The organism is Pseudomonas brassicacearum, from assembly GCF_003732175.1.
Lineage (GTDB): Bacteria > Pseudomonadota > Gammaproteobacteria > Pseudomonadales > Pseudomonadaceae > Aquipseudomonas > Aquipseudomonas brassicacearum_G.
In genome coordinates this window covers 143,601-165,696 of sequence record NZ_MOBI01000007.1, presented here as the reverse complement: position 1 = coordinate 165,696, position 22,096 = coordinate 143,601, and the positions used below count along the sequence as shown (strand labels likewise).

At 59.7% G+C, this 22,096-nt stretch carries 20 protein-coding genes; 1 reads left to right on the top strand and 19 read right to left on the bottom strand.

All coding sequences use genetic code 11. From position 1 onward, the window contains the following. Window positions 1–8 precede the first annotated feature (8 nt). From BK658_RS06980 to argH, 9 genes are all read right to left on the bottom strand, one after another. Entirely contained in the window at window positions 9–716 is a 708-nt protein-coding gene (locus BK658_RS06980; RefSeq protein ID WP_123581668.1) for an HPP family protein, read from the bottom strand. A 133-nt stretch (window positions 717–849) separates the two neighbouring features. Next, window positions 850–2,049 (bottom strand): MFS transporter, encoded by a 1,200-nt coding sequence (locus tag BK658_RS06975; protein WP_123581667.1) that lies wholly within the window; start codon window positions 2,047–2,049, stop codon window positions 850–852. 16 nt (window positions 2,050–2,065) lie between these two features. Further along, the gene (locus BK658_RS06970; protein WP_123581666.1) at window positions 2,066–3,523 is read right to left on the bottom strand and encodes an MmgE/PrpD family protein; all 1,458 of its coding nucleotides are present in this window, start codon (window positions 3,521–3,523) and stop codon (window positions 2,066–2,068) included. Next, window positions 3,520–4,407, bottom strand: a complete 888-nt coding sequence (locus tag BK658_RS06965) for a polysaccharide deacetylase family protein (RefSeq protein WP_123581665.1) — start codon at window positions 4,405–4,407, stop codon at window positions 3,520–3,522. The genes BK658_RS06970 and BK658_RS06965 overlap by 4 nt, the downstream gene beginning before the upstream one ends. Next, on the bottom strand, window positions 4,400–5,245 hold the full coding sequence (locus BK658_RS06960; protein ID WP_123581664.1) for a polysaccharide deacetylase family protein: 846 nt from the start codon (window positions 5,243–5,245) through the stop codon (window positions 4,400–4,402). Before BK658_RS06960 ends, BK658_RS06965 begins: the two co-directional genes overlap by 8 nt. Before the next feature lie 144 nt (window positions 5,246–5,389). Beyond that, window positions 5,390–6,214, bottom strand: a complete 825-nt coding sequence (locus BK658_RS06955) for an ABC transporter substrate-binding protein (RefSeq protein ID WP_123581663.1) — start codon at window positions 6,212–6,214, stop codon at window positions 5,390–5,392. Between the two features lie 24 nt (window positions 6,215–6,238). Beyond that, entirely contained in the window at window positions 6,239–7,003 is a 765-nt protein-coding gene (locus BK658_RS06950; protein ID WP_123581662.1) for an amino acid ABC transporter ATP-binding protein, read from the bottom strand. A 20-nt stretch (window positions 7,004–7,023) separates the two neighbouring features. Continuing rightward, complete coding sequence (locus tag BK658_RS06945; protein WP_123581661.1) at window positions 7,024–7,899, bottom strand: amino acid ABC transporter permease; 876 nt, start codon at window positions 7,897–7,899, stop codon at window positions 7,024–7,026. A gap of 190 nt (window positions 7,900–8,089) precedes the next feature. Next, window positions 8,090–9,517: an argininosuccinate lyase gene (gene argH / locus BK658_RS06940; RefSeq protein WP_123581660.1), complete on the bottom strand. Its 1,428-nt coding sequence runs from the start codon at window positions 9,515–9,517 to the stop codon at window positions 8,090–8,092. Between the two features lie 293 nt (window positions 9,518–9,810). On the opposite strand from argH, the gene BK658_RS06935 reads away from it, so the two are divergent. After that, window positions 9,811–10,776: a LysR family transcriptional regulator gene (locus BK658_RS06935; protein WP_123581659.1), complete on the top strand. Its 966-nt coding sequence runs from the start codon at window positions 9,811–9,813 to the stop codon at window positions 10,774–10,776. 263 nt (window positions 10,777–11,039) lie between these two features. Here the strand turns inward: BK658_RS06935 and BK658_RS06930 are convergent, their stop codons facing one another. From BK658_RS06930 to arnB, 10 genes are read right to left on the bottom strand one after another with little or no spacing between them, the layout of a single operon-like run. Continuing rightward, a complete protein-coding gene (locus BK658_RS06930) occupies window positions 11,040–11,561 on the bottom strand; it encodes a GNAT family N-acetyltransferase (protein ID WP_123581658.1) in 522 nt (173 codons plus the stop codon). Between the two features lie 42 nt (window positions 11,562–11,603). Further along, a complete protein-coding gene (locus BK658_RS06925; RefSeq protein WP_123581657.1) occupies window positions 11,604–13,211 on the bottom strand; it encodes an ArnT family glycosyltransferase in 1,608 nt (535 codons plus the stop codon). Window positions 13,212–13,221: 10 nt separating this feature from the next. Continuing rightward, the gene (locus tag BK658_RS06920) at window positions 13,222–14,601 is read right to left on the bottom strand and encodes a UDP-glucose dehydrogenase family protein (RefSeq protein ID WP_123581656.1); all 1,380 of its coding nucleotides are present in this window, start codon (window positions 14,599–14,601) and stop codon (window positions 13,222–13,224) included. Continuing rightward, window positions 14,598–15,011 (bottom strand): 4-amino-4-deoxy-L-arabinose-phosphoundecaprenol flippase subunit ArnF, encoded by a 414-nt coding sequence (gene arnF / locus BK658_RS06915; RefSeq protein WP_123581655.1) that lies wholly within the window; start codon window positions 15,009–15,011, stop codon window positions 14,598–14,600. Before arnF ends, BK658_RS06920 begins: the two co-directional genes overlap by 4 nt. Further along, on the bottom strand, window positions 15,008–15,352 hold the full coding sequence (gene arnE / locus BK658_RS06910; protein WP_019690505.1) for a 4-amino-4-deoxy-L-arabinose-phosphoundecaprenol flippase subunit ArnE: 345 nt from the start codon (window positions 15,350–15,352) through the stop codon (window positions 15,008–15,010). Before arnE ends, arnF begins: the two co-directional genes overlap by 4 nt. After that, on the bottom strand, window positions 15,349–16,998 hold the full coding sequence (gene arnT / locus BK658_RS06905; RefSeq protein WP_123581654.1) for a lipid IV(A) 4-amino-4-deoxy-L-arabinosyltransferase: 1,650 nt from the start codon (window positions 16,996–16,998) through the stop codon (window positions 15,349–15,351). The genes arnE and arnT overlap by 4 nt, the downstream gene beginning before the upstream one ends. Further along, a complete protein-coding gene (arnD, locus tag BK658_RS06900; RefSeq protein WP_123581653.1) occupies window positions 16,995–17,879 on the bottom strand; it encodes a 4-deoxy-4-formamido-L-arabinose-phosphoundecaprenol deformylase in 885 nt (294 codons plus the stop codon). The genes arnT and arnD overlap by 4 nt, the downstream gene beginning before the upstream one ends. Then, window positions 17,879–19,870 (bottom strand): bifunctional UDP-4-amino-4-deoxy-L-arabinose formyltransferase/UDP-glucuronic acid oxidase ArnA, encoded by a 1,992-nt coding sequence (gene arnA / locus BK658_RS06895; protein ID WP_123581652.1) that lies wholly within the window; start codon window positions 19,868–19,870, stop codon window positions 17,879–17,881. The genes arnD and arnA overlap by 1 nt, the downstream gene beginning before the upstream one ends. Continuing rightward, on the bottom strand, window positions 19,867–20,886 hold the full coding sequence (arnC, locus tag BK658_RS06890; RefSeq protein WP_054597464.1) for an undecaprenyl-phosphate 4-deoxy-4-formamido-L-arabinose transferase: 1,020 nt from the start codon (window positions 20,884–20,886) through the stop codon (window positions 19,867–19,869). Before arnC ends, arnA begins: the two co-directional genes overlap by 4 nt. Before the next feature lie 5 nt (window positions 20,887–20,891). Further along, entirely contained in the window at window positions 20,892–22,031 is a 1,140-nt protein-coding gene (gene arnB, locus BK658_RS06885) for a UDP-4-amino-4-deoxy-L-arabinose aminotransferase (protein ID WP_019690500.1), read from the bottom strand. Window positions 22,032–22,096 lie beyond the last annotated feature (65 nt).

Genomic DNA, 22,096 nt, shown 5'->3' with positions numbered 1-22,096 from the left:
TTTAGTGGCTAAGGCCGAGTGCCGAACACTTCACCGATGCTGCGGCGTTTGGCGTGCAGCTCGCTGGCGTGGATCAACTGCTCAAGGTCCTCGGGCGTGACGTCGAAGAACTCCTGCATGTCGGCCAGGGCCAGCTTGAGGTCTTCGGCGGTAATCGCCAGCGCGTCTGCGGGCGGATGATCGGCAGGCACCGTGACGACCGGTTCACTTTGGCCCTTGGGGTAACGGATCCGCGTCAGGTTGTTATAGACCAGGGCGCTGAGCAGCATGCACGTCGCGGCGAGCATTACCGGCCCGAGTTCGCGCCAGTCCATGGCAATCGTCGCCGGGTCCGCCACCACCAGCAGCAACGCCAACGCACCCGCCGGCGGGTGCAGGCAACGCAACCAGCACATCAGAATCAGCGCCATGCCAGCCGCCAGACAGGCACTGCCCAGCGTGCGCCCAAGCACATGGGCGACCAGCAGCGACACCACCGCTGCACACAAATAGCCGCCGAGAATCGACCACGGCTGCGCCAGTGCACCGGAAGACACGGCGAACAGCAACACCGCCGAAGCGCCCAGTGGCCCGATCAAGTGTAAGGCCACGTCCATCCCGAACACTTGGCCACAGAGCCAGACACTCAGCAGTGTGCCCAGCGACATGCCGATGGCGGCACGGCTCCATTCAGAGGGGCGGGTGTTGACGGCAGCGGGTATCCAGCGAGCGAGCATAACGAAAACAATCCAGTGGCAAAGAACGGGCAAAAAGAAGGGCTTGTCTGGATCACCAGAAAGCCCTTTAAGCGTTCCAACATTTGGGGGAGGAACCGGCACAGTGTGCCGATCTATCTCACTCCTGACAAATTCATATTAATGAGCTTTCAGTGCATTTATTTTGAAGTGTGGCGACGCGCCGACCACTAAGGAAACACAGCATTCCGCCCATGGCGGTCAGTGCGCTGAGGGCATAAAACATCGTCGCCGGTGCCGTGTGGGTCAGCAAAAATCCGCAAATCACCGGGCTCGCCGCACCGCCCAGCGCCGCCAGGTTCTGCGCGCCGTAGTAGCTGCCGCGCAGTTCTTCCGGGGCCAGGGTGTCGACGAACAGGAACTCTGCCGGGTAGATGATCATTTCGCCGAGGGTGAAGACAAACATCGCCAGGCACCACTGCACCAGGTTCTGCGCGAAGCTGAAACCGATCAATCCGAGGATGAACAGGCTGCTGCCGATAACAATCCAGTAACGCAGCTGTTCACGCTTGAGGAACCGGCCGATCTGGTACTGCAAGAGAATCACGCTGATTGCGTTGCAGGCGAGAATCGCTGCCATGGTTTGCAGGGCAATGTGCTCGTTTTGCGTCACCAGCAGGTATTGCGACAGGTACAGGGTGAAACGCCCATGCACCACGGTGCTGAGCAGGCAGCCGCAGGTGAACATGATCAGCGTCCGGTCGTTCTTCAGGGTCACCAGGGTTTTCAGAAAACTTTGCGGCTGGCCAACAGCTGCTTCCTTGGCTGATCCGGGAATCCCTCTCATCAGGAAGGTACTGAAGAAAGCGATGCCACCGGCAATCAGGAACGGTGCCAGTGGCTGTACTCCGGCGATTACCACCCCAAGCATCGGACCGGTGGCGTAACCGATATTGGTCAGGGTGTAGCGCAGTGAAAACGCCTTGGCCCGCTGGCCGATGGGCAGGTTTTCACTGAGGATCGCCTTGGAGCCGATCAGAAACAGCGCCGAAGCGGTTTCGGTAATCACCAGCGTCAGGGTGGTCAGGTAAAGGTTGTGGGCGAAGGTCAGCAGGACAAAACCGACGGCGCTGGAGAGCATCGCCAGAATCAGCAACCGGCGTTTCTCCAGGCGGTCGATGATGTAACCGCCATACAGCGCGAGCAAGGTAGCGATGAACACCGCGATGCCCAAGAGCAGGCCAACGTCCTGCTGGTTCAGGCCCAGCTTGTTGCTGAGGAACAGCGTCAGCAACGGGCTGGTGATGGCGCGGCTGACGACGATGGTCAGCGAGCAGATCATCAGGCGGCGAATAACGAGCGAGTAAGTGGCCACGGTGGTGCGGATGTCCTTATTTTTTTGTGTTCGGATGATCGTTCCCACGCGCAGCAACGGAATGCCTCACCGGACGCTCTGCGTCCGCTTTTGGGACGCAGAGCATCCCTGGCTGCATTCCCACGCAGAGCGTGGGAACGATCAACTTACCGACCGATTCCAGTTTTTCCAGTTGCCACAAGCGCTCTAGCAACCCAGTCGCCTGTTCCACCGGCAGCACCCGCGTCGCCAGGCTGAGGAATTTCTCCTCCAGCGCTGCATCACTCAACGGATTGCCCGGCGCTCCCAACGGCACCTCGACACACAGGCTCGCCGTGCGACCATCGCGGCTGCGAATGCTCACGACCGGCTCGCCATCCTCTGACAGTTGTGGATCCACTTCAAGGTGAATGCGCGACATCCAATGCGCGATTTCTGACGCACTGCGTTGTTCGTCGTCATAGGCCTCAAGTCGGCAATGACCATGGACCAATCGAGCGGCGAGGGCATACGGCAGGCTCATTTGCGCGGCGGCCAAACTGCCGACATCGCGCCCGCCGCACATTTCGTTGAGAAAACCACACAACGACACCTGAACGTCTTCCAGCTGATCGGCTTCGATCTGCAATTGCTCAAGCAACAAACCCAAGGCATCGATGGCCGAATGCATGCCACGGCATGAGGCATAGGGCTTGATCGAGCAGCGGGCGAGTTTCCATACCACGCCAAGGTCTGCGTCCAGCGCCTCGGGCTGCGCGTGTTCAGCCGCGAGGGTCTTGAGAAAGCCGCCCCAGACGTCATCGAACAACTTGGTTGGCCCGCTGATCCCTTGTTCGGCGAAGCGTGCGGCCAGCAATCCACCTTCGGCGGCGCGGCCGCTGTGGAGCTTTTTGCTTTGCGAGCCATCGTGGATAAACGCCCAGAGGCCGCCGCTGAAACTGCCGGCAATGCCTAGTGCGGCGAGGGTTTGTGCCGGATCAAGACCGAGTATTCGCGCACTGGCCGCCGCCGCACCGAACACCCCGCAGGTGGCGGTCGAATGCCAACCGGCGCCGTTGTGCGCCGAGTAACCACCACAGGCCTCAAGCACCCGCCGACCGATCTCATAACCGATCACTACGGCGGTGATCAGCTCACGACCGTTTACCGGCGTAGGCCTCAGGCTGATTGCTGCCATCACCGCGGGCAGCACCACCGCGCCGGAGTGATCGCAGCCGCCGGTATCGTCCAGCTCCAGCGCATGGGCGGCGATCCCATTGAGCATCGCTGCCTGCGCGGCACCGACATACTGCGCAGTGCCCCAGACCAGCGTTTGGCCATTTTCATTGGCGAAGGTTTGCCGGACGGTGACGGCAATTTCACTGGCGGCCCCGGCCAGGGTCGCGCCGACGGTATCAAGAATATGCCGCTTGGCTTGCGCTACCAGTGCTGGCGGCAAGTCTTCGAAACGGGTATCGACGCACAATTGCGCCAGACGCTGCAATGGTTCGCTCATGGCAAGTACGCTCGATAATGCCGCTCATACACGGCGGCTGGATGCTCCTCGTCCATCGGCACAGCACGCTCGGCCCACCACTGGGCGACGTCGCCAGCCGTGGCGATCCACACGTCGTCGTGTTGCTGGATACCCAGCAGCAACTCGCGCAGGACACCGATGCGTCCCGGGGTCGCGATGATTTCCGGGTGCAGACGCAGCACATAGCACAGGCCAAAACGATGAAACCCGGCAAAGTCCATTTGCAGGTTGCCCAAGGTATGGCTGTAAGAAGCAATCCGCGATTGCGCGGGTGGGACTGCCGGGCTCAGGTTGAACGCGAAGTACGGTTCGTCCTCCAGCTCATAGTGCAACGGCAGTTCAATCACTTCTGGCGACGTCGGATGGGCGAACGGCAGGTCATCGCCGCGCCAGCAGGACGACCAGCGAATGCCTTGCTCGCGCAACGCTTCGGTAAACCCCGGCGCCCAGTTGCCGGCAGGAATCCGGAAACCCGCTGGGCGCTGACCGGTAATGGCGGCAAGTGCCCGGCAGCCGTGCTCAAGGGCAGCGGTCTGCTCGGCCAGATTCAGGGTGTCGTAGTTCTGATGACGATAACCGGCGCAGGCAATTTCATGACCGGCGGCCTGGATCGAGCGGATATGTTCAGGGTTCTCTTCGGCAACGATGCCGGGCACGCACCAACTGCTGGAAACCCCCAACTCCTTGAACAGTGCGAGCAAGCGTTCGACCCCGCGCTGGGTGCCATAGCGCCACACCGAGAGGGTCTTGTCGCGGCCGGCGACTTCCGGGGCCCGGGTCAGGATGCCGTGTACGTCGTTGTAGTCGACGGTCAACACCACCGCACAACGGTAGCCTTTGGGCCAGACAGTCGACTCAGCCATGTTGATGCTCCTTGAGCCACCAGTGGGCGACATCGCGGCAGGTGGCGAACCACACGTCATCGCGTTTGCGCATGTGCTCGAAGAGCTTCTCCAGCAGCAGAATGCGCCCCGGTTTGCCGGTGATTTTTGGGTGGAAGAGGGTGGTCACGCACAGCCCTTCATTCATCGCGCCGTCGAATTCGCGGCACCAATTGTCGAGGGTCAGTTCATAGCTGGCAGTACGGTCCAGCCCCGAGGGAAAATCCGGCGCGCGGGTGTAGGCGATGGACGCGTAATCGTCCATTTCCCAGCGGCCGGGGATTTCCACCAGCGGCGTTTCGTAGCCTGGCACTTTCACCAGATACGGCCGGTCATCGCCGCGCATGCTGCTGGAGTAAGTAACGCCAGCTTCCACCAACATGGCCGGCGTCTCGGCCCGCCAGTCGCCGGAGGGGGTGCGAAAGCCTTCTGCGAGGATGTTCAAATGCTGCCAGAACACCTCGCGGCATTTATTCATGACGTCCTTTTGCTGCTCCAGCGTCAGCGCATAAAAGGACTCGTGTTTGTAGCCGTGGTAAGCCACTTCATGCCCGCGCTCGATAATCGACTGGCACTGTTTCGGCCAGTTCTCCACGACCCAGGCCGGGACGAAAAAGGTGGTCGGGATGCGGAACTCATCAAGCAGGTCGAGTATCCGTGGCAAGGCCCGATACGGCCCGTAACCGCCAAAGCCGAAGTACTCGGGCTTGTGCCAGATCGAGCCATTGAGCATCGCATCGCCGGTCGGGCCGTCGAGATCGAAGGCCAGGGCCAGGCAGGCTTTGTGGCCGTCGGGCCAGATCGGTTGGGAGGAGGACATCGTGGCGCTCCATACATTTATAGATGTAACACGGGTCCGTGGGAGCGAGCCTGCTCGCGATGATGCCGTCACATTCAACATTGATGTCGGCTGCCAGACCGCTATCGCGAGCAGGCTCGCTCCCACAGGGGGGGCATCACATACTCACTTCCCGGCGTTAATGGTCACGGTTTTAATAGCCCCCAACTCCAGATCCCACTTCTTCAAAATCGCCTGATAGCTGCCGTCATCAACCATGCTCTGCAACGCCACCTTCACTGCCTCACTCAACTCAGGCTTTTTCTTGCTGACGCCCAACCCGCTGAACTGCACCGAGATCGGCGCCCCCACGGTCTTGTAGGTGTCTTTTTCCTGGGTCTTCAGATAAGACAGGGTTTCGCTGCCCTGCATGGCCGCGTCGATGCGGCTCTGGCGCAGTTGCGCACGGGCGTCGGCGGAGCCTTCGGTGCCGATCACGTTGATCGCCGGTTTACCCTTCGCCTCGCAATTGGCTTTGCTCCACTCGGCGATTTCCGCCGGGAAAGTCGTACGTCGGCTGGTCCCGACTTTCTTGCCGCACAGGTCGGTAATCTCGTTGGTGTCCTTGTTCTTTTGCAGGGTGTAGAACTGCGGCCCGCTGGTGAAGTAGTCAACGAAGGTCACGCTCTGCTGACGCTCGGCGGTGTCGGTCATGCCCGACAGCACCACGTCCACGCGATCCGTGGTCAGGGCGTTGATCATTTGTTCGAAGCCGGTTTCCTGCCATTTGATCTTCACGCCCAGACGCTCGGCCAAGGCGTTGCCCAGGTCGTAGTCCAGACCGGTGAGGGTATTGGTGGCCGGGTCCTTGAAATCCATCGGCGGATAGTTGGGCATGATCGCCACGACGATTTCGCCCTTGGCCTTGATGCTCGCGGGCAAATCAGCTGCCCAGGTCATCGAAGAGGCCATCAGGCCAGCCACTACTGCGGGGATAAGGAGGTTTTTCATGGTCGTTCTCTTTTTGAGTTGTCGTTAGGTGCGAACGGCAGAAATGAAGCTTTGGGTGCGCGGGTTTTGTGGACTTATTAGTATTTCTTCGGGGCTTCCTGCCTCCACGATCTGCCCGCCGTCCATGAACACCATGCGATTGGAAACCTCGCGGGCGAAGCCCAGTTCATGGGTGACGACGATCATGGTCATGCCGGTCTGCGCCAGATCGCGCATCACCGAGAGCACCTCACCGACCAGTTCCGGGTCGAGTGCCGAAGTGGGTTCATCGAACAGCATCAGCTTGGGCCGCATGGCCAGCGCCCGGGCGATGGCCACCCGTTGTTGCTGACCACCAGAGAGTTCGATCGGGTAGCTGTCGCGTTTGTCGGCCAGGCCGACGCGGGCCAGCAACTCCAGCGCATCTTCGTGTGCTTCCTTGGGCGAGCGCTTGAGCACCTGGCACGGGCCTTCGATGATGTTTTGCAGCACGGTCATGTGCGGAAACAGGTTGAAGCGCTGGAACACCATGCCGGTGGCCAGCCGTTGCCGGGCGATCTGCGACTCGTTGAGTTCATGCAGTTTGTTGCCGGCAATGCGGTAACCCACCAGTTCGCCGTCGACCCAGAGGCCGCCCTTGTCGATCTTTTCCAGCTGATTGACGCAGCGCAACAGGGTGCTCTTACCCGAGCCGGACGGGCCGATGATGCACAGCACTTCACCTTGCTCGACTTCGATGTTGATGTCTTTGAGCGCGTGGTATTGGTCGTAGTACTTGTTCAGGCCAACAGCCTTGACGATGCTTCTCATGTTCAATTCTCCTGCGCGACTCACGAGCGCTTGCCGGCGCCGCGAGCGAAACGACGCTCCAGACGACTTTGACCAAACGACAAGACGGTGACGGCGGCCAGGTACCAGATACCCGCGACGATCAGCAGCTCCATCACCCGGGCGTTGGCGTAGTAGATGTTCTGGGCGTTGTAGAGCAGTTCCGAGTACTGGATGACACTCGCCAGGGAGGTCATCTTGACCATGCCGATGAACTCGTTGCCGACCGGTGGAATGATGATGCGCATGGCCTGCGGCAGGATGATCCGGCGCAGGGCTTGCAGGCGCGGCATGCCGATCGACTTGGCCGCTTCGTACTGACCGGTGTCCACCGAGAGCAGACCGGCACGCACCACTTCAGCGGTGTAGGCGCCCTGGTTGATGCTCAGGCCCAGCAGTGCTGCGACGAAGGGCGTCATCAGGCTGACGGTATCGAGTTCGAACAGCCCTGGAATGCCGACGGTGGGGAAGATCAGCGCCAGGTTGAACCACAACAACAGTTGCAGAATCAGCGGCGTACCGCGAAACAGCCAGGTGTACGTCACTGCGACATAGCGCAGGATCGGGTTCGCCGACATGCGCATCACGGCGGTGATCACCCCGAAGACGATCCCCAGCGCCATCGCCAGCACGGCCATGACGATAGTGTTGAGCAAGCCAAACAGAATCGCCTGGGAGGTCAGGAACTGGCCAATATACGACCACTCGATCTTGCCCTCGGCGAAGGCCCTGACCAGGCCGACGATGGCGACGACAATCAGCGTGGCGAAGAAGATCCGCCCGTAATAGCGCCGAGGCACATGCTCATACTGGGTGATGTCGAACTGGTTTTCGGCTTTTTTGCGCTCCGCGAGGAGCTCTGCCTGAGTCTGGTTCATTTCGGTTCTCCGAACACACTGCCCTTCCTGATGCAGACGGTGTGTGGTTTTTCAGGTTAAACGCAATCCCTGTGGGAGCGAGCCTGCTCGCGATGGCGGTATTACATTCAACATCGATGTTGGCTGACCTGCCGCTATCGCGAGCAGGCTCGCTCCCACAGGTTGTGTTACTCGATTTACACCCCGTGGATCAGAGGCGGAAGCCTTGATAGTTTTCGGCCCATTGCTGTTGTGCGGCGAGGGCGGTTTTCAAGCGGCCGATCTGCTCGCGTACCTGTTGCGGTGCGGTGCCACCCCAGCCGCTGCGGGCGGCGATGGCGACTTCCAGAGTCAGGCTGTCGCGCACTTCCGGGGTCAGGCGCACATCGATCTCGGCCAGCAGCGCTGGCGAGGCTTCCCAGAGTTCGATGTCGTGCTTTTCACAGGCCTGAACCAACGCCCCGGTGATTTCGTGGGCCTCTTTGAACGGCACGCCGCGTACCGCCAGCCAGTCGGCAACTTCGGTGGCGAGGGTGAAGCCCAGCGGTGCCTGACGACGCAGTTCTTCGACATTGACCTTCATGGTCGCGACCATCCCGGCCATGGCGGGCAATACCAGCAGCAGAGTGTCGACTGTGTCGAGCACACCGTTTTTGTCTTCGCTCAAATCGCGGTTGTAGGACAGCGGCAGGGATTTTAGGGTCGAGAGCAGACCGGTCAGGTTGCCGATCAAACGGCCAGCCTTGCCTCGCGCCAGTTCAGCGATGTCCGGGTTTTTCTTCTGCGGCATGATCGAACTTCCGGTGGCGTAGGCATCGTCCAGCGCAACCCAGCGAAATTGCCGTGAAGACCACAGGCAAAACTCTTCAGCCAAGCGGGAAATGTTGACGCCGAGCATGCTCGCCACGAACAGGAACTCGGCGACGTGGTCACGACTGGCCACGGCGTCGATGGAGTTTTCGCAGACACCGCTGTAGCCCATTTCTTTCGCCGATTGCTGCGGCTGACGCGCAATAGCGGAACCGGCCATGGCCGCTGCGCCCAATGGCGACAAGGAAGTGCGCACGTCCCAATCCACCAGGCGTTGTACATCACGCAACATCGATTGCGCATGAGCCAGCAAGTGGTGGGCGAACACGATCGGTTGCGCCTGCTGCAGGTGAGTGAAGCCCGGGCAAATGCTTTCGATGTGCAGCTCGGCCTGCTCGACCAGCGCCTGTTGCAGGGCCAGCACTTCGGTGGTCAGGGTGCGAGCGTGATCACGCAGAAACAGCCGCAGATCGTTGGCGGTCTGATCGTTGCGCGAACGTCCGGCGCGCAGCTTGCCGCCAAGGGCGCCGAGGCGTTCGGTCAGCAGGCGCTCGATGAAGGTGTGGACGTCTTCGTCATCCAGCGTCGGGCTGACTTTACCTGCGCGGAAGTCTTCGCCGATGCGCTCCAGCGCATCGAGCATGGTTTGGGTTTCCTCGGCGTCGAGCAAGCCTGCGCGGTGCAGTTCCCCGGCATGGGCCTTGGAACCTGCCAGGTCGTAAGGGGTGAGGCGGAAGTACCGCTCAGGGCAGCGGGACAGGGCTGCCAGGGCTTCGGACGGACCGCTTTTGAAACGCGCTCCCCACAAACGATCGGTTGCTTGAGTCATTGTTGTTTTCCTTGTCGGTAACACGAACTGATGTCGTTAAGCAGAGCCTTGAACACTTGCCGCATTCTCTGGGCGTGGTTCGGCTCATGCAGTTTTCAAAAGGACAGTTGCAAGTGGCGAGAGCTGATCGAAGTGTCAGCTTTTAATAGTTTCGAATCAGCGGCTTGGCGCTGACTGGGGGAAATTATTGGGAGTTGCCAAGCATGGTTTTCTGTGTTCATTATTATTAGCCAGCGTTACTTTTGTTGTTGGACACAGACTGTTGAATCGGGCGCCAGAGGTAAATAAGCATTATGGAAACCCCACTTTCCAATTCTGGAAACCCGCCGTTGAAAACGGCTCACCGAGCGCCTTTGGCCCTGAGCGGGCTGGACTTCAAATTGCTCAAAGTGTTCAAGGCAGTGGTCGAGGCCGGTGGTTTCAGTGCGGCTCAAAACGAGCTGAATGTGGGGCTGGCAGCCATCAGTAAACAGATCTCCGACCTTGAGATTCGCATTGGCATGCGCCTGTGTACTCGGGGTCGAGAGGGGTTTCATCTGACCGAAGAAGGGCGCCTGGTCTATCGAGCGTCAATCGATTTATTTGCCTCGGTCGACAACTTTCGGGATCAGCTTAGTTGTGCGCAAAATGAATTGATTGGTGACTTGGGAGTCGGGGTGATCGACAATACGATTACCGATGAAAACTCTCCGTTAGTTGCTGCATTGAAACGAATAAATGAAGAGTCGCCGAAGGTGCGCTTTCAACTTCAGGCATCGCAACTGGATGAAGTGGAGAGAGGAGTTGTAGAAGGGCGGTTGGTCGCCGGAATAGTGCCGGTTTATCAAAAAAGAGAAGAGTTCGATTACTTCACGTTGTATGAAGAAAGATCAGAGGCCTACTGCGCCACCGGGCACCCGTTGTTCAGCGTTCCAGATGAGGCGATGGGCGAAGACGTGCTCAAGCAGCACGAGTTCATCAACCATCGCTACGCCATCCACCGCGACAAGCTGACGTTTGCCCGATACGACAGTTTTTCCGCCTCGGCGTCACAGGTTGAAGCGGTCGCCATGCTGATCAAAACCGGGCGTTTCCTGGGTTTTCTGCCACAGCACTATGCAGCGCCACTCGTTGCACAAGGCACGTTCAGAGCCCTGCGGCCGGACCTGATCAGCTTCAATACACCGTTCAATTTAATACTGCGACACAACACCGTACGCAGTCCGTTGGTCAAGGCATTCGCCCAGGCGTTGGGGGTGGATCTGAAGTCGAACGTCTGAGATTGAGCGGGGAAGTCTGCCTGCTCGGTCGGCGCCTATGGCGCGGCGTAGTTGTCGCAGGGTTTGGCATTTATAGCGCCTGCCAGGCATTGTCGAACACATTTTTAAAATGTTCGACGGACAAGTAAAACAGCGACTCTGCTTCACCAGAAGTACTGGCTGATATCAGTGCGAGACTGTTCGAACGAAGACCGCTTGATAGCGTGAAAGTGCTGGCCACAGGGCAATGGTTCCTGCAGCAGTTTCCCGCCGATACATACCTTTTACGGTTTGATGCAATAGCGCATCGCACACCGTCGGGCGCCCGGCAATCCATGGGTAATTTCTGCTTCCAGCACTGCCTGCAAGCGTTGATCGAGATCGGAAAATGCCAGGGTTTCAAAACCGAACCGCTGATAAAACAGCTCGTTCCACGGCAGTTCACGAAAGGTCGTCAGCGTCAGTGCGGTCAACCCACTATGGCGTGCGTGCTCAAGGGCGGTCTGCAACAACCTGCGTCCCAGCCCCTGGCCCTGAAAACCACTGCTGACGGAGACCTCCTGGATATGCAATTCGGTATCGACGGTATGGGCGCTGAGGAAACCCACGATAGATTCATTGGTCGCCTCGGCAACCCAGACCTGCGCGCAACCGATGTCATGCTGGTGTTGTTCGACGCTGGTCACGGGGGCGTCGGCAAGCCAGGCAAGCTCAGGGTCATTACGGAAGAGGGCGGCAGCTGAACGCTCTACGGCGGGCAGTGCGCTGGCATCGGCGAATTGGGCACGGCGGAGGGAAGGAGTCATGGGCGCAAGCTTAAGCAAGCGCCCTGACGATGTGCAACCCGTTCAGGGCTGCACGGGTACCAGATGCAGCAGGACGTAATCGTTCTTGTCGAAGTTCCCGTTCAGCACTGGCTGCAATGTCGCCAGCCGAGAGCCTTTCAGGACTTCGTAGTCGCTTTTGTCCATCACCAGCCAGGCGGGGCCTGTCAGGTTCTCGAGCTCTTGCACTGAAGAAGTGAACACCGGGAGCAGGTCTTGCTCGACGTTGACCATGAACTTGATGGCCTTGGCGTCTTTACCCATGGCGTGCAGCACTACGGGAGCCGGGTCTTTCTGAATCAGCTCAACGGCTGCGCGGCTGAACGAGCGGGTGTCATAGAGCGTACGCTCCACCGGTTCAAACACCAGAATGTAGGTCGACCACAGCGCCAGTACTGCAGAGAACGCCAAGCCCACCGCACGCACGCGTGGCTTGAACAACAGTCCCAGTGCGATCACCTGCAACACGCCGAGAGCCACCATCATCGTCGTCCCCGAGGCGAGAGCCTCCGGAAAGCGTCGCTTGGCGACCAGCAGCCCGACGATCAGCAGACCAGGAATCAGCAGCCACAGGCCCTGCATCAGGCCGCGCAACCACTGGAATACCCGGCCCTGCGCGCCCTGGAACGGGTACGCCGCAATGATCGCTGCCATCGGCAGCATCGGCAGCATGTAACGGGCTTTTTTCGCCATCGGAATCGACAGGCCGATCATCACAATCAGCCCGGCAGCAGTGCACAGGGTCAGCAGACGTAACGCCGGCCCTCGATCCTTGCGGCCGACCAGCAACACAGCGGCCAGCACCAATACCGCCAACGGATACGCCAGCGCATAGTTACCCAGCGAGCTGCTGAAGTAATACAGCACACCACTCGCGCCTTCGCGGCCATCCATGCGCCCCATGAACTGCATGCGGATCACGTCTTGCACGAAGGTCGGGCCACCACTGACGTTCGCCAGCCACAGCAGCAAGCCGATACCGGCGGCCAATAGCACCGCCGCCAGCAAGCCGATCGTGATCATCCGCCGCCACTGGCCATTGAGCAGGTAATAACTGCACAAGACGCCGGTAGGCACCACCAGGCCGATCGGCCCGCGAATGGCAAAACCGAGCACCAACAACGCGAGTATCAGCGGCAGTCGTCGCGGCGCCTGAAAGTGGTCGGCGGCATAGCCCAGATAGAACACGGCGAAGGTCACGGCCGCGACCATCTGGTCGAGGGACACGGCGCGGGTTTCGGTGATGAAGGTATTGCTCAGCATCATCAAGGCAATGCTGATTAGCGCCCAGGTTCTGGAGTAGGGCGCTACCAACCGGTACATCAGCGTGACAATCGTCGCTGAGGCAATGGCGCTGGGTAACCAGGCCGTCAACGCGTTTACCTGGCCAAAGGGCAGCGAAAGCAGCCAGGTAAAAAACGTCGAGGTGGCCCAGTAATCAGCGTAAGGCTGGCCATAGGTGGTCGGGAAGAATCCCGGCCCATGGCGCAGCATTTCCTGGGCAAACAGTACAAACCGCGTGTCGAATCCGATCGCCGATTGCTGGTAGACCCCGGCGCAGAACAGCAGCAGCGCCAGTAACCCCAGACCTAACGATTGCTGACGGATCCCTGTCGATGGATTGGCGTGCACGCGGGGCCTCCTAGGCTACGACGGAAGAGGCTGGCCACTGCTGCTGAGGGATTGGCAGGTTGCGCGACTCGCCACGACCCATCGGGAAGTACTTGAAGCCTTTACGTGCCAGGCGTTCGGCGTCGTACAGGTTGCGACCGTCGAAAATCACCGGAGCCTTGAGACGCTCTTCGATCAATTTGAAGTCCGGCGCCTTGAACTGTTGCCATTCGGTGCAAACGATCAACGCGTCTGCGCCAACCAGCGCGGATTCCGGCGTGCCCATCAGCGACAGGTTCGGTTGATCCGGGTACAGGCGTTGGGTTTCCTGCATGGCTTCAGGGTCGAAGGCCCGCACGTGTGCGCCGGCAGCCCACAACGATTCCATCAGCACGCGGCTTGGTGCATCGCGCATGTCGTCGGTGTTGGGTTTGAACGCCAGACCCCAGAGGGCGAAGGTCTTGCCTTTCAGCTCACCTTTGTAGAACGCGTTGATGCGTTCGAACAGTTTGTGTTTCTGGCGCTGGTTGATGGCCTCGACCGCTTCCAGCAGGTCGCTGGAGCAATTGGCTTCCTGGGCGCTGTGGATCAACGCGCGCATATCTTTCGGGAAGCACGAACCGCCATAGCCGCAGCCAGGGTAGATGAAGTGGTAGCCGATGCGCTGGTCTGCACCGATGCCCATGCGCACGGCTTCGATATCCGCACCCAGGTGTTCGGCCAGCTCGGCGATCTGGTTGATAAAGCTGATTTTGGTCGCGAGCATGCAGTTGGCTGCGTACTTGGTCAGCTCGGCGCTGCGCAGGTCCATGAACATGATGCGGTCATGGTTGCGGTTGAAGGGGGCGTAGAGGTCGCGCATCACTTCACGGACTTCTTCACGCTCGCAACCGATGACGATACGGTCAGGGCGGCGGCAGTCGCTGACGGCCGAGCCTTCCTTGAGGAATTCCGGGTTGGAGACGATATCGAATTCCAGGGTGCGCCCGGCTTTCTTCAGCACGCCTTCAATGTGCGCGCGCAGGGTGTCGCCGGTGCCGACTGGAACAGTGGATTTTTCCACGAGAATCAGCGGCTCGACGCGATGGCGCGCAACCGCGTCACCCACGGACAAGACATATTTCAGGTCGGCCGAGCCGTCCTCGTCCGACGGCGTGCCGACAGCGATGAACAATACCTGGCCGTGCTCGATGGCCATTTTCTCGTCGCTGGTGAAATGCAGGCGCCCGCTCTCCAGGTTTTCCTTGACCATGCTCTCCAGCCCTGGTTCAAAGATAGTGACGTGGCCTTTCTGCAGCATTTTGATCTTGTTCTGATCGACGTCCATGCAGACGACATCATGACCGACTTCAGCCAGGACAGTCGCCTGCACCAGACCGACATAACCGCTACCAATTACACTGATTTTCATGAGGCATTCCTGACTTCTGTGGCGCGAGCAGTTCGAGAGTTGATAGTGATGACACCGAGGATGACCAAGGCCACCCCGAGTGTTTTGGAAAGACTGAAATTTTCGTTGAACAGCGGCAGGCTGGCGGCTAATAGATACACCAGTGCATAGCTGATACTCAACAGCGAGTAGGCCCGGCCCAGCGGCAGGTCGCGCAGAGCAGCGAGCCAGCACAGCATGGACAGGGCGTAAGCGCAGATCGACGCCAGTACCACGCCGATCGCGAGCAGGTCGATATTACCGTTGCTCAGGGCCTGCAGCCACTGATCGGGCAGTGGCAAATGGCTCATGCTCCAGCGCATGCCCAACTGGGCGGCACTGACCAGCGCGACGCTGCCCATGGCAAAGCTGATTCCACGACGAAGGCTCATGCGTGCCTCCCGAGCAGAACGACGCCGGCGATGATCAGCGCAACGCCGATCCAGTGACGGCGATCAATGGTTTCGTGGAAGACGAAGTGGGCAGCCAGGGTGATCAGCACAAAGTTGAGGCTGAGCATCGGGTAGGCGATACCGACTTCCAGGCGCTGCAACACCAGCAGCCATACCAGCAGGCCAAAGCCCAGGCATGCCAGCGCCAGCCACAACCACGGCGAGAGCAGTTTTTCGCTCCAGCCGGAGTCCTTGCCGCGCCAGCTTTCCACGGCGTATTTCTGGGCGATCTGGCCCATGCAGGTCAGCAGACAGGCGGACAACAGCAAAATCAGGGTCATGGCGCGCTCTGTGGAATGATCAGAATGACCATGTTGCCTTGCTCGTAACGCTTGCCATCCTTGGGCAGCAGGTCGAGTTCGTGGACTTCATCATCACCCTTGACGCGCATGACGACACCCACCGGGCCGGTCTTTCGGGCTTCGCTCATCCACTGTTGCACGTGGTCGGTATCGACCCGACGTGCCGCGGCATCCGGGTAGTCCAGGCCGTATTTCACTTCGCCGATGGTGTTGTACAACGCCACTTCAGGGCGTTGCAGACGCCAGGCCAGTGCGGAGGCAGCTCCCAGGTCATTGCTCAGCAGGCTTTTGGTCTGGCTGAGTTCGTCAATGTGCTGGAGGACAAACTGGTCGGGCATCTTGTTGTAGACCACCGAGTGCGGCAATGCGGCCGGCAGGATGGCGATCAGCAGCCAGCTGCCGATTGCCGGCGCAGCCCATGCGCTCAACGGTCGAACCACCAGCAACAGGTTGGACAGGATCCAGCCCATGAGCACGATGAACACCAGCACCAGGCTGTGCATTTCATCGACATACACGGGTTTTTTCAGTTGCAGGAAAACCATCGCCAGTAAGGTGGTCAGGCCGATGACCAGGTTCAGCAGGCCGTTGATCTTGAACAGCCGGCTTTGCCCCAGGTTCAATCGGTCAATCAGTGCATTCCCCATCAACAGTGCCAAGGGCAACAGGCACGGCAGGATGTAGGTCGGCAACTTGCCTTTGCTCAGGCTGAAAAACGCCAGCGGAAGGACCAGCCACAGCAGTAGGAAGCCGGTGCTTGCCTGACGCCTGGTTTGCCAGGCTTGCTTGAGCGCCGAAGGCAGGAACGCTGCCCACGGCAGGCTGAACGCTACCAGCATCGGCAGGTAGAACCACCACGGCGCTACGTGCTGCGCGTCGTCACCGGCAAAGCGGCGAATGTGTTCGTGCCAGAAGAAGAAACGCCAGTAATCGGGTTCCTGCGCATGCACGGCCAGGACCCACGGCAGGCTGACGACAATCGCGACTACGATAGCCATCGGGCCGTATGCCAACAGTTCACGCCAGCGTTTTTGCCAGATCATGTAGGGCAGGGCGATCAATACCGGCAGTAACCAGGCCAGGAACCCCTTGGTCAGGAAGCCCATGCCACAGGCCAGTCCCAGGGTTGCCCAACTCATCAGCCGCGCATTGCGACTGCTACTGTCCAGTGCGAACCACAAGGCTACCAGGCTCAGGTTGACCCAGAACGTGAATTGAGGATCGAGGTTGGAATAGCCGCCTTGACCGGCGACCACGGCGAAACTCATGTAGAGCAATGCGCTGGCGATGCTTTTACGCGGATCGTTCCAGAGCCTGCGTGCGATCAGGTAGGTCAGCAGGATGCTCAAACCGGTCGCGAGTGCCGACGCAACGCGCACCCCGAACAGGTTCTCGCCGAACACGGCCTGGCCGATGGCGATCATCCAGTAACCGGCAATCGGTTTCTCGAAATAACGCAGGCCCATGAAATGCGGCGACACCCAGTTGCCACTCAGGAGCATTTCCTGACTGACCTGGGCGTAGCGGGTTTCATCCGGAATCCACAGACCATGCGTGCCCAGCGGCAACAGATAGACCAGACCGAAAGCGATAAGCAGTAACGGCAAAGCCCAGCGTTTGCTCATGCGCCTTGCACTCCCAACCATCCTTCTCGGCCTTCAAGGGCGCCACGTAGCACGCGCCCCTGAGGCAGGGTTGTCGGTTGGGCGGGCAAAAGGTTACCCAGCGGCTGGAACTGGATGTCACGCTGACGCGCATCAACCAGCAGTTGACGGAAATCGTTTGCCATCAGAATCCCTTCTACCTCCGCATGTATCGTATATACGTTCAGCTTCGAGGGGCTGAATCGGTCAAGAATGTATGAGTTGAACTCATTGGCTGCTACGACGGGACCCACCACTTCATCGAAGGTTGGCAAGTCGACCGGAATTTGTGGCGTGCCGAGGCTGCCGTCTGCCAGCCGAGGCTGGAACAGGCTTTGTCCGCGACAGTCGCTGTTGTAACGAAAGCCAAAATGTTGCTTGGCTTCGATGACCCGCTCATCGGCACGCCAACCGGCGGCCGCCGAGCAGTCGACGCGCTGCCCGATAATATCGCTGAGGGTGTCTACGCCCCGGCGAATCTGCTCGATCAGCTCGGCATCGCTCCAGCGCCCTGCGTTGGCTTGCCAGCCGTGGTGATCCCAGGCGTGCAAACCGACTTCATGGCCAGCCGCGAGGGTCTGGCGCATCAGGTGCCCCAGGTCACGGCCGATGGGCTTGCCTGGCCAGGCGGTGCCGGCCAGCAAGATGTCCCAGCCGTACAGACCTGCGGCATTGGAGCGGAGCATTTTCCAGAGGAACTGCGGACGGATGAGGCGCCATAAATGGCGCCCCATGTTGTCCGGACCAACGCTGAAGAAAAACGTCGCCTTGACTTGTGCTTCATCGAGCATCTCCAACAACCGGGGTACCCCCTCACGGGTACCTCGGTAGGTGTCGACATCGATCCGAAGACCTGCCTGCATCAGCGCTTGTCCGCGATTTCGAGCATGGCTTCGCGCAGGAAGAAGTCCAGCGTGTTACCGATGGTTTCGCTCATCTCGACAGTAGGCTCCCAGTTCAGCAGGCGCTTGGCGTTTTCGATGCTTGGCTTGCGGTGTTCCACGTCCTGGTAGCCAGCGCCGTAGAACGCCTTGCTCTCTACGTCGCGGAAACCGGCGAACGGAGGGAAGTTGGCGCGCAGTGGGTGAGCTTCGAACTGACGCAGCAGTTCTTCGCCCAGCTGACGGATGCTGGCTTCGTTGTCCGGGTTACCGATGTTGATGACCTGACCGTTGCACGCGTCATTTTCGTTATCAACGATACGGGCCAGGGCTTCGATGCCGTCGGCGATGTCAGTGAAGCAGCGCTTCTGCTCGCCGCCGTCGAACAGACGGATCGGGGTGCCTTCCACCAGGTTCAGGATCAGCTGGGTGATGGCGCGGGAGCTACCGATACGGGCCGAGTCCAGACGGTCCAGACGTGGGCCCATCCAGTTGAACGGACGGAACAGGGTGAAGTTCAGGCCTTTGGCGCCGTAGGCCCAGATTACGCGGTCCAGCAGTTGCTTGGAGACCGAGTAGATCCAGCGTTGCTTGTTGATCGGACCAACGATCAGGTTCGAGGTGTCTTCGTCGAAGTTCTTGTCCTGGCACATGCCGTAGACTTCGGAAGTCGACGGGAAGATCACGCGCTTGTTGTACTTCACGCAGTAGCGAACCAGTTTCAGGTTCTCTTCGAAGTCCAGTTCGAATACGCGCAGTGGGTTGCGGGTGTATTCGATCGGGGTGGCGATGGCCACCAGCGGCAGAACCACGTCGCACTTCTTGATGTGATATTCGATCCACTCGGAGTGAATGCTGATATCGCCTTCGACGAAGTGGAAGTTCGGATGGCTGCGCAGACGCTCGATAGCGTCGGAACCGATGTCCAGACCGTAGACGTCGTACTTGTCGTCACGCAGCAGGCGCTCGGACAGGTGGTTACCGATGAAGCCATTGACGCCGAGGATCAGTACGCGGGTACGACGCGGGGCGCGGCCCGATTCAGCGCCACGCAGTACGGAACCGTCGACCAGACCCAGCTCATTGGCCAGTTGCGGGCCGCTCAGGTACAGGCCGTTTTCGTTACGCTGACCGGAAGTGACAACCAGCGAGTCTTCGCCGCAAGCGATACGCAGCGGATCGACGCTGATCACGCGGCCTGGTGCCAGACCTTCGTTGCCCTTGACGACTTCAGCGCTCCAGACAATCAGTTTGTGCTCGCCCACGGCGCAGAAAGCACCCGGGTAAGGTTGGGTCACGGCGCGAACCAGGTTGAACAGCTCTTCAGCCGGCTTTTTCCAGACCAGCTTGCCGTCTGCCGCGGTACGACGACCGTAAACAGTGGCCTTGGATTCGTCCTGGGCGGTTTCGGTGATTTTGCCCTGAACCAGCAATGGCAGGGTGTCACGCAGCAGGTTCGAAGCGGCTTCGCGCAGCTTGCCGTGTAGGGTCAGTGCGGTGTCGGCACGCTCGATCGCGACGCGTTGCTGGGCAATGATTGCGCCAGCGTCGGCACGCTTGACCATGCGGTGCAGGGTCACGCCGGTTTCGGTTTCACCGTTGACCAGCACCCAGTTCGCTGGAGCGCGGCCGCGGTAGGTCGGCAGCAACGAACCGTGCAGGTTGAACGCGCCTTTGCGGGCGGTAGCCAGCAGTTGCTCGCCCAACAGGTTGCGGTAGTAGAACGAGAACAGGTAGTCCGGGTTCAGTTTGGCAATGCGCTCGATCCACAGTGGGTGGTTGACGTCTTCCGGTGCGTGCACAGGAATGCCTTTGCGGGCGCACAGTTGAGCGACCGAGCCGTAGAAGGTGTTTTCCTTCGGATCGTCGGCGTGGGTGAACACGGCAGCAATCTCGAAACCTGCGTTGAGCAGTGCTTCGATACCTGCACAGCCAATGTCGTGATAGGCGAAAACAACAGCTTTTGAACTCATGGCGAAACCTGATCAGTAGTGGTGGAAGGCAGACCGTCGACAGTGGCAACGGGAGCAGGACTAGCGGGTTTGTTACGTAGGATTTTTTCGATAAAGAACCGCGGACGGGCGCGGACATCGCTGTACATGCGGCCCAGGTATTCACCCAGAAGGCCCATGCCGATGAATTGGCCGCCAGTGAACACAAAGAGCACGGCGAACAGTACGAAGGTGCCACCACCCGCCCAGCTGGCGCCGAAGATCAGGCGCAGGAAGATCAGCAGGAAGGCAAACAACATGCCCAGCGCCGCCAGACTGAAACCGATGATGCTCAGCAGTCGCAGTGGGGTAGTGGTCATGCAGGTCAGCAGATCGAACATCAGGCTGATCAGGCGCATCGGGCTGTACTTCGACTCGCCATGCTCGCGCTCGGCGTGCTGCACCAGAATCTCGGTGGTGTGGCGGGCGAAGCTGTTGGCCAGGATCGGGATGAAGGTGCTGCGTTCACGGCAGGCCAGCATGGCGTCGACGATGGTGCGGCGGTAGGCGCGCAGCATGCAGCCGTAATCGCTCATGGCGACACCGGTGGAACGTTGCACGGCCAGGTTGATCAGTTTCGACGGCCAGCGGCGCAGGGCCGAGTCCTGGCGATTGTTGCGCACGGTGGCAACCACGTCGTAGCCCAGTTCGGCTTGTTCCACCAGGCGGGGGATTTCTTCCGGCGGGTTCTGCAGGTCGGCGTCGAGGGTAATGACCACATCGCCTTTGCAATGCTCGAAGCCGGCCATGATTGCCGCGTGCTGGCCGTAGTTGCGATTGAGAATGACCGCAACGACCTGGCTGCCTTCACGCTCGGCGGCTTCTTCGAGAATTTGCGCCGAATTGTCACGGCTGCCGTCATCGACCAAGACGATTTCGTACTCGTGTTTGAGTAGCTGGCAGGCCGCTTCGGTCCGGCGCAGCAATTCAGGCAAGCTTTCTTCTTCGTTGTAGACCGGGATAACGATCGACACGCAGTTAATTGGATATGGCTTCAAAGGCTTCAGTCCAGAATGTTTTCAATGGCGCCAACGACGCGTTCGACATCGTCGGTAGTCATGTCGGGGAACAGCGGGATCGAGCACAGTCGTGCCGAGTTCCATTCGGTATTGGGCAGATGAATGCCCGGGAATCGCTGACGGTAGTAAGTGTGCAGGTGGGTGGCCACAAAGTGAATACCCGTACCGATATTCTGTTCTTGCAGGGCCTTCATGAACGCCTCGCGATCCATCCCGCAACGCTCGGCGTCGATGCGCAGTATAAACAGGTGCCAGGCGTGTTGTTGCGGGTAGGTCGGCACACTCAGCGGTTGTACCGGCAGGCCTTCCAGGCGTTGCAGGTAGGTCTGCGCCAATGCGGTGCGTTTTGCGTTGATCTCGTCGAGGCGCTGTAGCTGCACCAGTGCAATGGCTGCGTTGATGTCGGCCAAGTTGTACTTGAAGCCCGGCTCGATGACCATCGCCTGAGGTTTACGGCCGTGGGTCAGACGATCGTAGGCGTCTACGCCGAGGCCATGGAACTTGAGCATGCGCACTCGATCGGCCAGCGCTTGATTGTCGCTGACGAACATTGCGCCTTCGGCGCAGGTCATGTTCTTGATCGCGTGGAACGAGAAGATCGCGGTGCCCTGAGCGCCAATGGCGCGGCCACGGTAACGTGTACCGGCGGCATGGGCGGCGTCTTCGATGACGGCGATGCCATGTTTGTCTGCCAGCGCATAGAGCGGGTCGAGATCGAACGCGGCGCCGGCGTAGTGCACCGGGATGATGGCTTTGGTGCGCGGGGTAATGGCGGCTTCGATGGCCTGGACATCGGTCATCAGGGTGTCACGGTCGACGTCGACAAATACTGGGGTAGCGCCCAACAGGCAGATCATGTTGGCGGTCGAGACCCAGGTCTGCGAAGGCGTGATCACTTCATCGCCAGGGCCGATACCCAACGCCAGTAGCGTGATGTGCATGCCGCCGGTTGCAGAAGACAGTGCGACGGCGTGCTGGCAGCCTGTGTACTGTGCGAATTGCTCCTCCAGCTCCTGGTTCTTCGGCCCGGTGGTGATCCAGCCAGAGCGCAACACCTGCTCAACGGCGGCGATTTCTTCATCACCGATGCTTGGGCGAGAGAAGGGGAGAAAAGCCTGATTCATGTGGACCTCGGGTTTGGATATGTCAACAGCCCTTGAAGGCGGCAAGTCGGGGCACAACCTGCGAA

What these genes read in the sequence shown, in the direction of transcription:
- BK658_RS06980 (WP_123581668.1), bottom strand. Translation starts at nt 716, where the DNA reads ATGCTCGCTCGCTGGATACCCGCTGCCGTCAACACCCGCCCCTCTGAA.
- BK658_RS06970 (WP_123581666.1), bottom strand. Translation starts at nt 3,523, where the DNA reads ATGAGCGAACCATTGCAGCGTCTGGCGCAATTGTGCGTCGATACCCGT.
- BK658_RS06965 (WP_123581665.1), bottom strand. Translation starts at nt 4,407, where the DNA reads ATGGCTGAGTCGACTGTCTGGCCCAAAGGCTACCGTTGTGCGGTGGTG.
- BK658_RS06960 (WP_123581664.1), bottom strand. Translation starts at nt 5,245, where the DNA reads ATGTCCTCCTCCCAACCGATCTGGCCCGACGGCCACAAAGCCTGCCTG.
- BK658_RS06955 (WP_123581663.1), bottom strand. Translation starts at nt 6,214, where the DNA reads ATGAAAAACCTCCTTATCCCCGCAGTAGTGGCTGGCCTGATGGCCTCT.
- BK658_RS06950 (WP_123581662.1), bottom strand. Translation starts at nt 7,003, where the DNA reads ATGAGAAGCATCGTCAAGGCTGTTGGCCTGAACAAGTACTACGACCAA.
- BK658_RS06945 (WP_123581661.1), bottom strand. Translation starts at nt 7,899, where the DNA reads ATGAACCAGACTCAGGCAGAGCTCCTCGCGGAGCGCAAAAAAGCCGAA.
- argH (WP_123581660.1), bottom strand. Translation starts at nt 9,517, where the DNA reads ATGACTCAAGCAACCGATCGTTTGTGGGGAGCGCGTTTCAAAAGCGGT.
- BK658_RS06935 (WP_123581659.1), top strand. Translation starts at nt 9,811, where the DNA reads ATGGAAACCCCACTTTCCAATTCTGGAAACCCGCCGTTGAAAACGGCT.
- BK658_RS06930 (WP_123581658.1), bottom strand. Translation starts at nt 11,561, where the DNA reads ATGACTCCTTCCCTCCGCCGTGCCCAATTCGCCGATGCCAGCGCACTG.
- BK658_RS06920 (WP_123581656.1), bottom strand. Translation starts at nt 14,601, where the DNA reads ATGAAAATCAGTGTAATTGGTAGCGGTTATGTCGGTCTGGTGCAGGCG.
- arnF (WP_123581655.1), bottom strand. Translation starts at nt 15,011, where the DNA reads ATGAGCCTTCGTCGTGGAATCAGCTTTGCCATGGGCAGCGTCGCGCTG.
- arnE (WP_019690505.1), bottom strand. Translation starts at nt 15,352, where the DNA reads ATGACCCTGATTTTGCTGTTGTCCGCCTGTCTGCTGACCTGCATGGGC.
- arnT (WP_123581654.1), bottom strand. Translation starts at nt 16,998, where the DNA reads ATGAGCAAACGCTGGGCTTTGCCGTTACTGCTTATCGCTTTCGGTCTG.
- arnD (WP_123581653.1), bottom strand. Translation starts at nt 17,879, where the DNA reads ATGCAGGCAGGTCTTCGGATCGATGTCGACACCTACCGAGGTACCCGT.
- arnA (WP_123581652.1), bottom strand. Translation starts at nt 19,870, where the DNA reads ATGAGTTCAAAAGCTGTTGTTTTCGCCTATCACGACATTGGCTGTGCA.
- arnB (WP_019690500.1), bottom strand. Translation starts at nt 22,031, where the DNA reads ATGAATCAGGCTTTTCTCCCCTTCTCTCGCCCAAGCATCGGTGATGAA.